The sequence below is a fragment of the Paenarthrobacter sp. NPDC089714 genome, assembly GCF_044748905.1.
GTDB lineage: Bacteria > Actinomycetota > Actinomycetes > Actinomycetales > Micrococcaceae > Arthrobacter.
In genome coordinates this window covers 93,176-108,299 of the sequence record NZ_JBIVGX010000002.1, presented here as the reverse complement: position 1 = coordinate 108,299, position 15,124 = coordinate 93,176, and the positions used below count along the sequence as shown (strand labels likewise).

Annotated in this window: 10 protein-coding genes; 5 read left to right on the top strand and 5 right to left on the bottom strand. The window is 65.3% G+C overall.

The genetic code is table 11. The annotated features are described in order from the left end of the window. Positions 1–129 precede the first annotated feature (129 nt). Positions 130–1,026: a TatD family hydrolase gene (locus tag ACIPY3_RS05060; RefSeq protein WP_400330902.1), complete on the bottom strand. Its 897-nt coding sequence runs from the start codon at positions 1,024–1,026 to the stop codon at positions 130–132. A gap of 173 nt (positions 1,027–1,199) precedes the next feature. On the opposite strand from ACIPY3_RS05060, the gene ACIPY3_RS05055 reads away from it, so the two are divergent. The 3 genes from ACIPY3_RS05055 (at position 1,200) to ACIPY3_RS05045 (ending at position 6,269) form a co-directional block, all read left to right on the top strand. Further along, positions 1,200–2,285, top strand: a complete 1,086-nt coding sequence (locus ACIPY3_RS05055; protein ID WP_400330899.1) for an AAA family ATPase — start codon at positions 1,200–1,202, stop codon at positions 2,283–2,285. Positions 2,286–2,310: 25 nt separating this feature from the next. Next, positions 2,311–3,783, top strand: coding sequence for a DUF58 domain-containing protein (locus ACIPY3_RS05050; protein ID WP_400330896.1), 1,473 nt, complete (start codon positions 2,311–2,313; stop codon positions 3,781–3,783). 113 nt (positions 3,784–3,896) lie between these two features. Then, a complete protein-coding gene (locus ACIPY3_RS05045) occupies positions 3,897–6,269 on the top strand; it encodes a DUF3488 and DUF4129 domain-containing transglutaminase family protein (protein ID WP_400330893.1) in 2,373 nt (790 codons plus the stop codon). 112 nt (positions 6,270–6,381) lie between these two features. Here the strand turns inward: ACIPY3_RS05045 and ACIPY3_RS05040 are convergent, their stop codons facing one another. Together ACIPY3_RS05040 and rsmI are read right to left on the bottom strand one after the other, a co-directional pair. Further along, the gene (locus ACIPY3_RS05040) at positions 6,382–7,863 is read right to left on the bottom strand and encodes an NAD-dependent succinate-semialdehyde dehydrogenase (RefSeq protein ID WP_400270529.1); all 1,482 of its coding nucleotides are present in this window, start codon (positions 7,861–7,863) and stop codon (positions 6,382–6,384) included. Positions 7,864–8,025: 162 nt separating this feature from the next. Beyond that, positions 8,026–8,916 carry a 16S rRNA (cytidine(1402)-2'-O)-methyltransferase gene (rsmI, locus tag ACIPY3_RS05035; protein ID WP_400331629.1) on the bottom strand — a complete coding sequence of 297 codons (891 nt, stop codon included), beginning with the start codon at positions 8,914–8,916 and terminating at the stop codon, positions 8,026–8,028. Between the two features lie 111 nt (positions 8,917–9,027). Here rsmI and ACIPY3_RS05030 point away from each other — a divergent pair, with 111 nt between their 5' ends. Continuing rightward, on the top strand, positions 9,028–10,827 hold the full coding sequence (locus ACIPY3_RS05030; protein ID WP_400330890.1) for a dolichyl-phosphate-mannose--protein mannosyltransferase: 1,800 nt from the start codon (positions 9,028–9,030) through the stop codon (positions 10,825–10,827). Positions 10,828–10,909: 82 nt separating this feature from the next. Next, the gene (locus ACIPY3_RS05025; protein ID WP_400330887.1) at positions 10,910–12,742 is read left to right on the top strand and encodes an AMP-dependent synthetase/ligase; all 1,833 of its coding nucleotides are present in this window, start codon (positions 10,910–10,912) and stop codon (positions 12,740–12,742) included. A 25-nt stretch (positions 12,743–12,767) separates the two neighbouring features. On the opposite strand, the gene ACIPY3_RS05020 is transcribed toward ACIPY3_RS05025, so the two are convergent. Then, on the bottom strand, positions 12,768–13,952 hold the full coding sequence (locus ACIPY3_RS05020; RefSeq protein WP_400330884.1) for a TIGR01906 family membrane protein: 1,185 nt from the start codon (positions 13,950–13,952) through the stop codon (positions 12,768–12,770). A gap of 139 nt (positions 13,953–14,091) precedes the next feature. Then, entirely contained in the window at positions 14,092–15,087 is a 996-nt protein-coding gene (locus ACIPY3_RS05015; protein WP_400330881.1) for a stage II sporulation protein M, read from the bottom strand. Between the last annotated feature and the right edge of the window lie 37 nt (positions 15,088–15,124).

The window sequence follows — 15,124 nt, the reverse complement described above, 5'->3', positions numbered from 1 at the left end:
GCTGTCCGGAGGCCTTCCCCGACCCCGGCTATTTCTTGTACACAGTAACCGATCTGTTATAAAGCGGCCAAGAAATCTGCATACCGGGTATTCAGCCGAGCAGCTCCGTGGGGCGAGGAGAAGCGGCGCTCAGGCCCATGTTCCGTAGGCGTTGACGGTGTTTTCGGCCAATCGCGAACACAGACCGGCCAGGTCACTTCCTGTCACATCCGCCATGGAACGGACGGTGTACGGAACCATGTAGCTGGCGTTCGGCCGGCCACGGTGAGGGTGCGGGGTGAGGAACGGCGAGTCGGTTTCCACCAGGATCCGGCTCGGCTCTGCGATGGCGAGCGCTTCCCTGAGGTTGTCTGCATTCTTGAAGGTCATGGTTCCGGCGAAGGACATGTACCACCCGTTCTCGTTGCAGATCCGGGCCAATTCGGCGCCGCCCGAAAAGCAGTGGAAGACAACGGTCTCCGGAGCGCCTTCTTCCCGCAGCACCTGAATCACGTCGTCATGTGCGTCCCGGTCATGGATCTGCAGGGTGAGTCCCAGCCGTTTGGCGATGTCGATGTGCCTGCGGAAGGAGTACCGCTGGTGGGCCAGTCCTTCTCCGTGGGTCCGGAAGAAGTCCAATCCTGTCTCTCCGATGGCGCGAACGCGGGGGTGGCGCGCCAGTTCCTCGATCTCGGCGAGCGCCGAGTCGAGTTCGCCCCGGCCAGCGTAGACGGGAGCATCGTTGGGATGGATCGCCACCGCTCCGAGCAGGCGCGGGTCGGCTTCCACGGCCTCCACGGTGAATCGCGAGGACTCCAGGTCACAGCCAACCTGCACCGCCCCTTGGACACCAACGGCTTCCGCGGAGTCCATGGCATCGGCAACGTTGACCGCGATCAGTCCGTGCCGGAAGTCGAGGTGAGTGTGATTGTCCATCACGGGCACGGGAAGCGGTTCCGGGGCCGGCGGGTACTCTTTGCGGGAATCCTTGGCCCCGGTCGCGTCAACGTTGCTGCGGTAGGGAGCAGGAGCGAGGGAGTTGCACATGCTCCCACCTTAACCGGACCGCGGTCCCGCCCGTGCCGCCGCAGCACTTCGCATAAATTCCAGTTGGTACATAAATTCGCCTGCCACTATGTGAGCCACGCCCAAACTCTGGGTAGGCTGGAACGGACAAGGAGGCCACACGGGGGACGTTGGCCACGGCTGAAGGGCAATCCATGGAGTCCAAGCGACACGTCACCGTTGAACCCGCTGCCTTCCAGGGCGAGGCATACGCCGCTGCGCCCCGGGATGCCGTCCTCAACGGGCACAAGCCGCAGGTCATGGACCCTGAACGGTTCCACGATGCCAGCGAACGGATCCTGGCCGCCATTGGCAAGGTCATCGACGGCAAGGCTGACGCCGCAAAGCTGGCCCTCACTGTGCTGCTGGCCCAGGGGCATCTGCTCTTGGAGGACGTTCCCGGCGTGGGTAAGACCATGTTGGCAAAAACCCTGGCCCGGACGGTGGACTGTACGGTTTCGCGCATCCAGTTCACCCCGGACCTCCTCCCTTCAGATGTGACGGGAGTGTCCATCTACAACCAGTCCTCGCGCCAGTTCGAGTTCCGGCCGGGCGCGGTCTTCGCGAACATCGTGATCGGCGACGAGATCAACCGTGCCTCGGCCAAGACCCAGTCGGCGCTCCTGGAGTGCATGGAGGAACACCAAGTCACGGTGGACGGGAATTCCTACCAGCTCTCCTTGCCATTCATGGTGGTGGCCACGCAAAACCCCATTGAGATGGAAGGCACCTATCCCCTGCCGGAGGCCCAGCGCGACCGGTTCATGGCCAGGATTTCCATGGGCTACCCGGACCAGGAAGCCGAGATCGAAATGCTGGAGACACACCAGGCCGTCTCCCCCCTGGCCAAGGTCACCCCCGTTGTCACAGCCAGCGATGTCGCGGCCATGATCGCCACGGTCCAGCAGGTATACGTCTCCACGGCCATCAAGGAATACACGGTGGCAATTGGCCGCGCCACCAGGGACAGCGCACGGCTGAGGCTGGGCGCCAGCCCACGTTCCCTCCTCCAGTTGCTGCGGGCTGCGAAGGCCACTGCGGCCTTGGACGGTCGCGACTTCGTGCTGCCGGACGACGTGGTTGATGTGGCGGAGTCCGTCCTCGCCCACCGGATCATCCTGGACCGCAAGGCCGCGAGCGCCGGCGATACGCCGCAGACCATCATCCGGGGCATCCTCGCTTCCTTGCCCGTTGCCCAGGAACCACCCGGCGCCTGGCGCCGGGACAAGCAGACCGCGTAGGACCGGAACCGCAGAGGAGAAGCGCATGGCACTCGTGGACCGGCTCCCCAAGCACTTGTTCACCAACCGCGGGTGGGGACTTCTTGCTGCCGGAATGGCCTCGTTGGCCTGCGCCCAAGTGATGGGCCGGCGCGACCTCCTCACCTTGGCAGTGTTCCTTCTCCTCCTGCCGCTGGTTGCGCTGGCTGGCGTTCGGATCCTCAAACCACGGTTCCAGGTGTACCGGGAGTTCAATCCCTCCACTGTGGAGACCGCAACGGCCACAACCGTCCGCTTGGCGGTGGCCCGCACCTCGTTCGCCACAGGGCACGTGATCATGGAGGAGCAACTGCCGCCGCGTTTCGGCGAGCCGCCGGCGTTCCGCTTCCCTGCCCGTTCCGCCTCGGGCGGTACCAGCCGCTATGAGTACCATCTGCGTTCGGGAAAGCGCGGGCAGTTCAGGATTGGCCCGGTCACCGCCGAGTTCAGCGACCCCTTTGGTTTGTCGTTGCGTCGCCATTCAATCGACGACGGCGACCTCCTCACCGTGACACCGGCCGCCGTCGAACTTCCCGCAACGGGCCTGGCAGGGGCGCGCGGCAACGACGGCGTCACCGCCACCCGTATCCGGGCAAATCCGAGCGATGACGACATCATGACGCGCGAGTACCGGCACGGTGACCCCATGCGCAGGGTCCATTGGCCGGCGACAGCACGCCACGGGCAGCTCATGGTACGCCAGGAAGAGTCGGTGACCACGCCGGAAGCAACCATCGTCATGGACCAGAGGTTCACGGCGTTTGCCTCGGGGACCGGGACGGTTTTCGGGAGCCACGACGAAGACTCGGACCTTGTCACGTCGCCCAATTTCGAGTGGGTGGTGACGGCGGCGATGTCCATCAGCGCGCACCTTTCCGATCGGAATTATTCCCTCCGGGTCCTGGATGCCTTTGGCCACCCTGCTTTCGCCCATTCCCGCTCGGCGCCCGACCCGGGAGACGAGGAATTCATCGGATCCGGCGGATTGCATGCCATTGCCGAGAGCCTTGCGGCCATTGAACTCGGCGGTCCCCGGCATCACAGGGCCGAGTACGTCAGGGCGGACGCCAGGCAGAAGGAGCCGACGCGCCAGGACCCACGCCGCGGAACTCCGGGGCCTGAAGCGCCCGGGGCCGAGGGCCTGGACGCAGCCTTCGACGATCGGCTCATGGACAAGTTGGCCGCCCACCGCCTGCGCGGGCCGCTCCTGGCCCTCCTTGGCACGCTGACCGTGGCGGAGGCCAAATCTCTGGCTCCGGCAGCGGCCTACGGAGCCAACGCCTTCGCCCTGATGGTCACCGACCCGGCCCGGAACAACGACGAGGTCCTGGAGATCCTGCGGCAAGGCGGGTGGCGCGCCCTGGCAGTGACGGCCAAGACACCGTTGGCAGCGGCCTGGTCCGGATTCGACGAGGGCGGCATCGTCGCCGCGGCCGGGGCGGCCATGGACGTCAGGCGTGGAGCGGCGGTGCCCCGGTGACGGTGACATCCCGGCCCGACGCCGCGAACACCGGTGACGGTCTCCGGGGCCGGCCGACCGGCCCCCCATCGAAGCGCCAGCGCAAGCCAAGCGCCGGCCTGTACCCCTGGGCCATGGCCGGCGCCATCTCGGCAGGTGTCCTCGGTGCCGCCCTGTCCCTGAACGGCGTGTTCCGTGGTTGGGCCTGGCTCCTGCCCTTGATCACCACCGTGGTGGCTGTTTCCTTGACACTGGCCATCCTGCGCTCGCTCCGCCTCCCACCCCTCGTGTCCACGCTCGGTTCATTTGCCGCCCTGGCCGGCATCCTGAGTTTCACGTTCTGCCGCCCGGACAGCCTGCTGGGCTTCATTCCCACCCCTGGCACGTTCGCGGCCGTGGGACGGCTCATTAAGCGGGCGGGCGAAACGGTGGTGTCGGAGAGTGCTCCGGTGGCCCCCAACGCGGGAATCGTGTTCGTCACCTGCGCGTGCCTGGGCCTCCTGGTGATCCTCATCGACGCGCTGGCCGTCCCGCTTTCCATGCCGGCAGCCAGCGGTGTGGGCCTGTTGGCAGTGATGGTGGTTCCCGCCACCATCAAACCGCAAAGCGTGGGGATGCCGGGCTTCATCGGTGCGACCGTCGGCTTCCTGCTCATCCTCGGCTGCAGCCAGTGGTTCGCCCCTGATTCAAGGCTGCAGTCCGGCGCTCCGCGGAGTTCCGGCCAGTTCAAACGGTCCCTGGTGACCGGTGTCCTGACGCTCGGATTGGCCTTGGCGGTTCCGCTGGCCATCCCGGGCTTCGACTCGGGGACCTTTCCGCAGGGATCGCGGCTCAGCCCCTGGGGCACATCGAACGGGCTGAATCCCATGATCACCTTGGGCAACAGCCTCCGCAGCCCTACGGGCTCGGGTCGCATCACGTACGCCACCAGTTCCAGCGCACCGCTGTACCTGAGGTCGGTCACCATTGACCATTTCGACGGCGAAACCTGGGCTCCGGACGACCGCACCGCCACGCGCCGCGCCGGGGCGGACAGGATCGAAACCGGGTACGCAGTCCAAGGCGACGTGGTGAATGCCGTGACATCCATCAATGCCGGCCTGTTCACCAGCCCGTACCTTCCAACTCCGTTCGCACCCGTGTCCGTCAACGGGCTCAACGGACGCTGGACGTGGGACCCCAACACGCTCAGCATCATGAGCACGGAAACCAGCACCCTGGCCCAGCGCTATGTGGTGTTTTCTGCCGCCCCCAAAGTGACGGCCCAGGCCCTCTTCCAAGCCAATGCAGCCCCCCGCTCCATTTCGGACGACTTCCTTCGCATTCCCGGCAACCTTCCGGGGATTGTCCGCGAGACAGCGGACAAGGTGACGGCGTCTTCCGGGAACAACTACGCCAAGGCCCTGGCCATCCAGAAGTTCCTGCGGTCGGGAGAGTTCAGCTATTCTCTCCAGGCCCCGGTGCAGAACGGATATGACGGCAACGGCCTTTCGGTGTTGGCGGACTTCCTTTCCGTCAAAGCCGGCTACTGCGTCCACTTTTCCTCGGCCATGGCAGTCATGGCACGCGTGGAAGGCATCCCGAGCCGTATCGCCGTGGGCTACGCTCCCGGCCGGCTAACGGGCGAGTCGGTGGCCTTGGTGGGCCAGGGGTCGTTCCCCGAATACGAAGTGGATGCACGAGATGCCCATGCCTGGCCTGAACTGTATTTCGAGGGCCTCGGCTGGGTTCCCTTCGAACCAACTCCCTCCCGTGGTGTAGTTCCCGATTACGCCACTGATTCTTCCGTCACCGGCAACCTGAGCACCAACGCCGATGAGAAGGACGTCCCCACCACGCCGGCCACACCGGCACCCACCCCGCTGCCGCTGCCGGGAGCGGAAACCCCTGCCACAGGGCCCGTGGAGAGCAACCCCTTCCCGACCATCGGCCTCCTTGCGGCCGCTGCCGTGGTTATCGCGGCCTTCCTCGGATCGCCGTGGCTGAGCCGCACCCTGTTGCGGCGTCGTCGCCTGAACCGCAAGCCGCCTCCGGAGGACGAGCGGCCACCCGGGTACGTGGACCCGTCGGCCGCCCATGCCTGGGCGGAGCTCCTGGACCTCTCCGCAGATTTTGGGCTGCCGTCCACCCCGAGCGAAACGCCCAGGCACTTCTCCTCCCGGCTTCGTTCCAGCACCGCCTTGGGTGAGGTGGGCGGGCTCGACGATGCCGCCCACAGCGCCGTCTCGTCGCTGACCTCGGATTTCGAAAGGCAACGCTACGGAAGGCCCTCTGAGGCGAGCAAGGCAGCCGCGGCGAGGATCGCCATCGTCCGCGAATCGTTGCGGAACAACTCCAGTTGGTGGGTCCGCTTCCGGGCAACCTGGCTGCCGCCGTCGTTGATGCGTCGGTGGTTCCGTGCACTCGGGGCGCCGTTCCGGGCCATGGCGGCCCTCTTCCGGCACTTCGGCTACGGAATCTTGAGGGCGTGGCGTGCCATGCGGGGGCTGCTCCCCCAGCGCCGCTAGGACAGCGAAAGGCCCGGCCCGGAACTTGTGGTTCCGGGCCGGGCCCTTCGTCGGTGCCGCACCATTCTTGTTGCGAGAGCGGTGCATGCGGCTCCTTGGTGGAGAGCAGCCCTTAGTCGGCGTAGGGGTCCGCGATACCTACGTACTGGGTGTAGAGGTACTCTTCGATACCTTCGGAGCCGCCTTCGCGGCCCAGCCCGGACTGCTTGACGCCACCGAACGGTGCCGCTGCGTTGGAGATCACGCCGGCGTTCAGGCCGAGCATGCCGGTCTCCAGGCGTTCGCTGACGCGCAGGCCGCGGTTGAGGTCCTTGGTGAAGACGTAGGCCACCAGCCCGTATTCAGTGTTGTTGGCCAGGCGGATCGCGTCGTCTTCGGTGGAGAAGGTGACGATCGGGGCTACCGGGCCGAAGATTTCTTCCTGCAGGATGCGGGCGTCTTCGGCGACGTTCTTCAGCACGGTGGGCTGGTAGAAGTAGCCAGGACCGTCGACGGCGGCACCACCGGTGACTGCCTCGGCGCCACCAGCGACAGCGTCGGCAACGAGGGCGTGGACGCCGTCGCGGGCCTTGCCGTCGATCAGCGGGCCAACCTTGGATTCGGGCTCGGTGCCGCGGGCGGTGGTCAGGGAAGCGATCTTCGCGGCGAACTTCTCAGCGAACTCATCAGCGATGGATTCCTGGACGATGAAGCGGTTGGCTGCAGTGCAGGCCTCGCCCATGTTGCGCATCTTCGCGGCGATGGCACCTTCGACGGCCTTGTCCAGGTCCGCGTCCTCGAACACGACGAACGGCGCGTTGCCGCCCAGTTCCATGGACGTGCGCAGCACCTTGTCCGCGGCTTCCCGGATGAGGGCCTGGCCCACCGGCGTGGAGCCGGTGAAGGAGATCTTGCGGAGGCGGTCGTCCTTGATCAGCGGACCGGTCACCGCACCGGCGGTGGAGGTCTGGATGACGTTCAGGACACCTGCCGGGAGGCCGGCTTCCTGCATGACCTGGGCGAACAGCAGGCTGGTCAGCGGGGTCAGGTTGGCCGGCTTGAGGACCATGGTGCAGCCGGCGGCAACGGCCGGGGCGATCTTGCGGGTGGCCATGGCCAGCGGGAAGTTCCACGGCGTGATCAGCAGGCACGGTCCCACTGGCTTCTTCTGGACCAGGAGGCGGTTCTTGCCGTCCGGGGCTGCGGAGTAGCGGCCCGAAACACGGACGGCTTCTTCGGAGAACCAGCGCAGGAACTCGGCACCGTAGGTCACTTCGCCGCGGGCCTCGGCCAGGGGCTTGCCCATTTCCAGGGTCATCAGCAGCGCGAAGTCCTCAGCACGCTCAGTGACCAGCTCGAAGGCACGGCGCAGGATTTCACCGCGTTCGCGCGGGGCCGTGCGTGCCCAGTCAGCCTGCGCGGCAGCGGCAGCATCCAGGGCAGCGGCGCCGTCTTCCGCGCCGGCGTCGGAGATGCTGAGCAGGACCTTGCCCGTGGCCGGGTCCTCAACATCAAAGGTCTTCCCGGATCCCGCCGGACGCCACTGACCGTTGATCAGCAGGCCAGTGGGGACGGAAGCCAGCAGTTCGCTTTCGCGTTCAACCGTGACAGTCATGGCGACTCCTTCGTCTTGGGTGCTTTTGGAGTGTTGCACCACTAGGGTTCCTTGCCAGAAGTGGCTTGAATTACTGCCACGGTACTGCCCGGCCGGAAAGAGTGTCTACGCCTTCGCGCACTGCCCTGCGCCTCCCAATTTGTGCAACTGCACAGGAGCTCGTCAGCGCGCTGCGAGCACCGCCGCGTACAGTTCACGCTTGCTGATGCGGGCATCGTCGGCCACCGCCGCCACGGCTTCCTTCAGGCGGATGCCTTGCGAAACCAGCTCATTGACCGCAGCAACATGGTCCTCCGGCTTGGCAGGCGCCTGTTCAGGTGCACCACCCACCACTACGGCGATCTCGCCCCGGACCTCATTGGCCTCGGCCCACTCCAAGAGATCCCGCAACGATCCGCGAATCACTTCTTCATAGGTCTTGGTCAATTCCCGGCAGACGGCTCCAGGGCGGTCCGGCCCAAAACGTTCGTGCAGGGCGCGCAGCATGGCTTCCAGGCGGTGGGGGGCTTCGAAAAACACCATGGTGCGGCGCTCGCCAGCCAACTCCCCGAGCCGGGAACTGCGCTCCCCGGATTTGCGGGGCAGGAAGCCCTCGAAGCAGAAACGGTCTGTCGGCAGCCCGGACAACGCCAGGGCGGTCAGCACAGCCGAAGGACCGGGCACTGCCGTCACCGTCAGCCCGGCCGCGACTGCGCCTTCAACCAGCCGGAACCCGGGGTCGGAGACCGCGGGCATCCCCGCATCGCTGACCATGAGGATGTTCTTGCCCGCGCGGACCTGTTCCAGCAGGTCGCCGGTCTTCGCCACCTCATTGTGTTCGTGGTAGCTGATGACCCTGCCGGTGACCTGGACCCCAAGGGCCTGAACCAAACGATGCAGCCGCCGGGTATCCTCGGCCGCGATGATGTCCGAGGTCCCCAGGAGCTCGATTAAACGGGAGGAAGCGTCGCCCACGTTGCCAATAGGGGTCGCGGCCAGGACGATCCTTCCAATTCCGGAGGTGCCTCCGGGTACCGGCGCTTCGAGCTCGTCGTCGGGAAACTCGTCATCCAAGGGGGCTTCGGCCGGCACACTGCGTTCTTCGTCCACCTGCCAAGCCTAATGCCCGGGACGCCCCGCGAGGCATCCGGCTTCGCACCAAGCATCGAAAGGTAGCATGGGCGGGTGAACCAGTCGCCCGTCCCAGCAACAGCTTCCGGAACTTCCGGGATGCCGTCCTCGCCTGAAGAGACCGAAGAGACAGCACAGGGTGCTGCTGGCGGACAAACGGTAAGTAAACTGACCGCTTGGCAGCCCCCTGGCCGGCGCAGCCCCGACAATCGTGGACCAAAGCGTGGCTTGGAAGGCCACCGCTGGATTGAGCGTCCGGCTGAGGCGTTCGCCGCGGAGGCCTTGCGGTCCCGGCTCATCGGCAGCATCCAGAGTTGGCGGGACTATCCGCCGTCCTTGCGACTGTGGTTCTGGCTGATCCCTACCCTGACGGCCGCGCTCGGGGGCATCCTTCGCTTCTACCGGCTGGACGCACCCCACAGCTTGGTCTTCGATGAGACGTATTACGTCAAGGACGCCTACTCCTACCTGGTGAGCGGCTACGAACGCAGTTGGCCGGCCAAAGCCAACGACTCGTTCAACATCGGCAATCCGGACGTCCTCCTGAACACTCCCGAATACGTGGTGCACCCGCCCGTGGGCAAGTGGATGATCGCCTTCGGCATGTGGCTGTTCGGTTCGGACAACCCCTTCGGCTGGCGGTTCGGGGCTGCCCTGACCGGAACGCTCACGGTCTTCCTGATCTCGCTCATCGCCCTGAAGCTGTTCCGGTCCCACATACTCGGGCTGGTCGCCGGGCTCCTCCTCGCCATCGATGGCCACCACCTGGTGTTGTCACGGACATCCTTGTTGGACATTTTCCTGGCTTTCTGGCTTTTCGCGGCCTTTGGTGCCCTGTTGTTGGACCGCGACGACGGCCGCCGTCGTCTTGCTTCCCGGCTTGCCGCGCAAGCGGCTGCTTCACGCGATGGCCGCCCCTCCCCCGTCCAGCTGCTCTCCGGCCCGTGGCTGGGCATGCGCTGGTGGCGGCTCGTGGCCGGGATCTGCCTGGGGCTTGCCGTCGGAACCAAATGGTCGGCCCTCTTCTTCGTGGTTGCCTTCGGACTCATGACCGTTTTCTGGGACATGAACGCCCGCCGCGTTGCCGGGATCCGAAGCTGGCCCAGCGCCTCCATCATCAAGGACGGCCTTGCGGCGTTCGTCACCATCATTCCCGCCATGTGCGTCACGTACGTCGCCACCTGGACGGGTTGGTTCCTTTCCAAGGACGCCTACTATCGGCAGTGGGCTGCCACCAACCCGGCCCCCGGATGGGACTGGCTGCCCAACTCCGTTCGATCGCTGGCGCACTACCACCTTGAGGCCTACAAGTTCCACCAGGGCCTGTCTTCGGACCACCCCTACGAATCCAGTCCTTGGACGTGGCTCATCATGGGCCGCCCAACATCGTTCTATTACCAGTCGCCCAAACAGGGAACCGCCGGGTGCGTAGTGGAGACCTGTTCCTCGGCTATCCTCCCGGTCGGCAACCCCGTGGTGTGGTGGGGTGGAACCATCGCCCTGGTGATCCTGCTGTTCTGGTGGGCCGGGCGCAGGGACTGGCGGGCCGGTGCCATCCTGGCCGGGGTTGCTGCCGGCTACCTTCCGTGGTTCATGTACCCCGAACGCACCATGTTCATTTTCTACGCGGTGTCCTTTGAACCCTTCCTGGTGCTGGCCTTGACGTACGTACTGGGGTTGGCGCTGGGCCGGAGCAGCGATCCACCCTGGCGGCGCAGATCCGGCCTCTACGTCGTGGCGCTCATCGTGGTGCTGGCCGTCATTGCCACGGCCTTCTTCTACCCGGTGTTGACGGCCGAAGTGATCAGTTACCAGGACTGGCGGATGAGGATGTGGATGCCCTCGTGGATCTAGGCTGATCCATGGAGGCAATTCACCGGGGTCGGGTGGCAAGCCCCCGCAAGTGCGCAGCAAAGGCAAGGAAATGAGGAGGGTCGTGAGGGAAGCAAGCACGGAGCTTCTGGTCGAGGCCGATGAGAACAGCAATGTCACGGACCTCCTGCTGGAACGGTGTTCCAAGGACCCGTTCGGGACGCTCTACGCGCACAAGACCGCCAATGGCTGGTTGAACGTCACTGCTTCCCGTTTCCAGGCCGACGTCAACGCGCTGGCCAAGGGACTGATTGCAGGCGGCCTCAATCCCGGCGATCCCGTAGCCGTCCTCTCCGCTTCAAGCTTTGAGTGGACGCTGGTGGACTTCGCCATCTGGATGGCCGGCGGTGTGACCGTGCCCATCTATGAGACATCCTCCCCCAGCCAGATCGAGTGGATCCTGGTTGACTCCGGTGCCCGCCGGGTCTTCGTGGAGGACGCGGGCAAGGCGAAGGTGGTCCGCGGCGTCGTGGACAAGTCAGCCACCCTGGGCGACGATCCCGTGACCATCATCCGGATGGAGCACGAAGGCGAGGTACCCAACCTGACCAGCCTGGCCGCCGTCGGAAGCGGCATTACGGACACGGAGCTGGAACGGCAACGCAGCGCCGCGACCCTGGCCGACGTCGCATCCATCGTCTATACCTCGGGAACTACGGGCAAACCCAAGGGCTGCGAAATCACGCACGGGAATTTTGTGCTGGTGGCCAGGAACGTCATCCCTTTCCTTCCGCAGCTGCTCATGCAGCAGGATGCGCGTACATTGATGTTCCTGCCGCTGGCCCATGTGTTGGCCCGCGCCGTGCAGGTGGTGTGCCTCTCAGCCGGTGTCACCCTGGGCCACAGTGCCGGCGCCAACGGCCTCATGGCTGACCTCGGCGCGTTCAAGCCCACCTTCCTCCTTGCCGTGCCACGTATCTTCGAGAAGGTGTACGCCGGTGCAGGCCACAAGGCGGCCATGGGCGGCAAGTCGGCGCTCTTCTCGGCCGCTTCGGCCACCGCTGTTGAATATTCGACGGCGGTGGACCTCGCGTCGCGGGGGCAGGGAACGGGGCCAGGTTTGCTCCTGCGGCTGAAGCACGCCGTGTTCAACAGACTGCTGTACCCGAAAGTCCGAGAGGTGTTCGGCGGGGCGGTCGGTTACACCGTCTCCGGTGCCAGCCCTTTGAGCCTTCGGGAAAACCACTTCTTCCACGGCGCGGGCGTTCCCGTCCTGGAAGGCTACGGGCTCACGGAAACCACGGCGCCCTGCACCGTTAACACCCCCACGATGTCCCGCATCGGCACTGTAGGAATTCCCCTGCCCGGCACCACCATCCGTGTGGCCGGCGACGGCGAAGTACTGGTCAAAGGCATCGGAGTGTTCAAGGGATACCACGCCAATCCAGCTGCGACTCAAGAGGCCTTTGTTGACGGGTTCTTCCGCACCGGAGACCTCGGTGAGCTGGACCAGGACGGCTTCCTTACCATCACAGGCCGCAAGAAGGACCTCCTGGTAACTGCCGGCGGGAAGAACGTAGCGCCGGCTCCTTTGGAGGAGAAGCTCCGTGAACACCAACTCGTGGGCCAGGCCGTGGTGGTCGGCGATGGGCGTCCGTTCGTCGCAGCCCTCGTGTCCCTGGACCCTGAGGGGCTCGCCGACTGGTGCGCCGAGAACAAGACCGGAGCCCTGTCCCTCCAGGAAGCCGGTGCTGACGCGCGCGTGCGGGCGGCCGTGCAATCCGCCGTCGACGAGGCCAACAAGCTGGTCTCGGCCGCCGAGTCGATCCGCAAGTTTGACTTCATCAATGCCGAGCTCAGCATCGAATCTGGCCACCTCACGCCCTCGCTGAAGCTGAAGCGGGCAGCCGTGGTCAACGATTTCTCAGCCTTGGTGGACAGGCTCTACGCGAAGTAAAGCCACCACCTGCAGGGCAATCGGCCTAGCGGCGGACAGCCTCTTCCCCGGATGCCGGCTCTTCTTCCTGTTCCTCGTCACCAGTGTCGGCCACGGGTTCGGTGGCCACACCACGACGCCGGCGGGTTGGCCACGTGAAGATGAACGTCAGCGTCGCGGCCAGGAAGACCAGCCCTCCGATCACGATTCCGGCGTCCGACCAGAACTGTCCCGGGAACAGGCGGATCAGCGTGTCTTCCAATGAGAACGTCCACGTACCGTTGGCGAAGAAAATCCGGTGGAACTCCGTGAAGAACTGCTGCCAGCTGAGGACGGCCAGTACAGCCAGGCCAATGATGATCACCAGCGTCACGATGGATCCGGCGAACAGCCCCCGGCGCACACCGCCAGCGCTCCGCTTCCGGAGATAAATGATGGCGATGATGCTCAGGATGATGAGCAGCAGGCCGGCACCGAACGAGGACAGCATGACCACTTTGACATCGGCCATATGCGAGACTTCGGAGTCCTTGAACAGTTTGGCGCCGTCCTGGTTGACCAGCCCGCCGAGGTAGCGTGGTCCGGCCCAGTTGCTCAGGTAGTCCACGGCGTAGGATCCGTAGGTCATGCGGTCATCGGTGCTGAACCCATAGCCGTCACCGGGGAATCCCGGGCGGTTGTACTCCACCCAAAGGAACAGTGGGCTGGTCACGGCACGTACCGCCAGGACCAGCAGGATCACAGGGTAGAAAACCGCCAGCAGGACCTGGAAAACACGAGGACCGATCGGCTTCACGTTCGCGGCCTGCTCGCGCTCGGCATTCCGCCGCGCCACTTCCTCCTCGGGAGGACGGACGGAAAGGGCCGACGTCGGCAACGGTTCCGAATAGTGCGACGGGCGGCCCGCAACGGTGTCCGCGAAAAGCGGCGGCTCCGGCTCGGCGTCGGCAGCTTCTGCCGCCTTCCGGTCGGCACGGCTCCCGGGCTGGCCGGTGGTGGGCATCGATGGCTGGCTGGCAGCCGCCGCGGCGGGCTGTTTGCCCGTGGGGGGCTGTTTGCCCGTGGGGGTCGCGGGAGCAGCAGAAGCCTTGGAAGCGGAAGCGGCGGCGGACCCGGTGGCTGGGGACGTTCCACCGGAAGCTTTGGGCTTCATCCAGTCGAAAGCCGGCTCGTCGGGGTCGTCATGGACGTCCGTATCCGGTTCTTGTGGTTTCGGGCTCTTGTCGCTCACAGCGGTTTCACTTCCGTAGGCATCCACCGGCGGTTGGGGACTGCCGGCATTCTTGTCTGCTTTCGAGCCTACAGTCCGCCCATGCACCGAGACAGGAGCCACCCCGCTTGCGGCCGGATTGAAACGTAACTGTAAGGTGCTACGCCGAAATGCCGCGGTAACCGGCGTCGTTGATGTCCAGGTCGCCGGTCTCGCCGGCGCGGGCGGCCCGTCCGCCCAAAAGCAGCGTGTAGACCCAATAGCCGGCAAGGACCAGGGCACCAATGGTGATCTTCGCCCAGACAGGGAGCGGACTCGGTGTCACGAACGCCTCTACGACGCCTGAGACCAGCAGCACCAGGACCAGCCCCAGCGCGACGGTCACCAGCGAACGCCCCTCGTCGGCTACGGCCTGCAAGCGGGTTCGCGGACCTGGCTGGACCATCGCCCAGAAGATCTTCAGTCCGGCGGCACAGGCGATGAAGACTGCGGTGAGTTCCATCAGGCCGTGCGGGAGGATATAGCTGAAGAAGACGTCCAGCTTGCCGGACGCGGCGAACACGCCCGCGGCCACGCCCACTCCCTGGGCATTGAGGAACAGGATCATCGGCACCCAGAATCCGGTCACGCCAAATGCTACGGCCTGGGCGGATATCCAGGCGTTGTTGGTCCACACGGCTCCGGCAAAGGAGGCTGCGGGGTTCTCGGAGTAGTAATTGATGAAGTCGTCCTCGACGTACTGGCGGATGCTTGCATCACTTCCGTACACCGCGCGCAAAGCCTCAGGCGAGGTGCCGATCCACCAGGCGTAGGCGCCGCCAACCAGGACGAAGAAAACCCCGCACCACACGGTGAGCCAGCGGACCCGGTAGAAGGCGGCTGGAAGCGAGATGACGAAGAAGCGGGCCAGGTCCTCCATGAAATTTGACCGCGCGCCGGTGAACCGTGTTCGTGCCTGCGCAAGCGCCGCGGACAACGACGACGACAAGGCCGTCTCCGGTGCCACGGAACGAATGAGTGACAGGTGGGCGGACACCGTCTGGTAGAGGCGCAGCAGCTCATCGGCTTCGGTTCCGGAAAGCCGCCGCTTCTGGGCCAGGTACGTCAGCCGTGACCATTTGCCCTGGTTGACGGCTGAGAAGGCATCGATGTCCACGGCACCACCCTAGCCCGTGATGTGGCCCGTTGAGGCA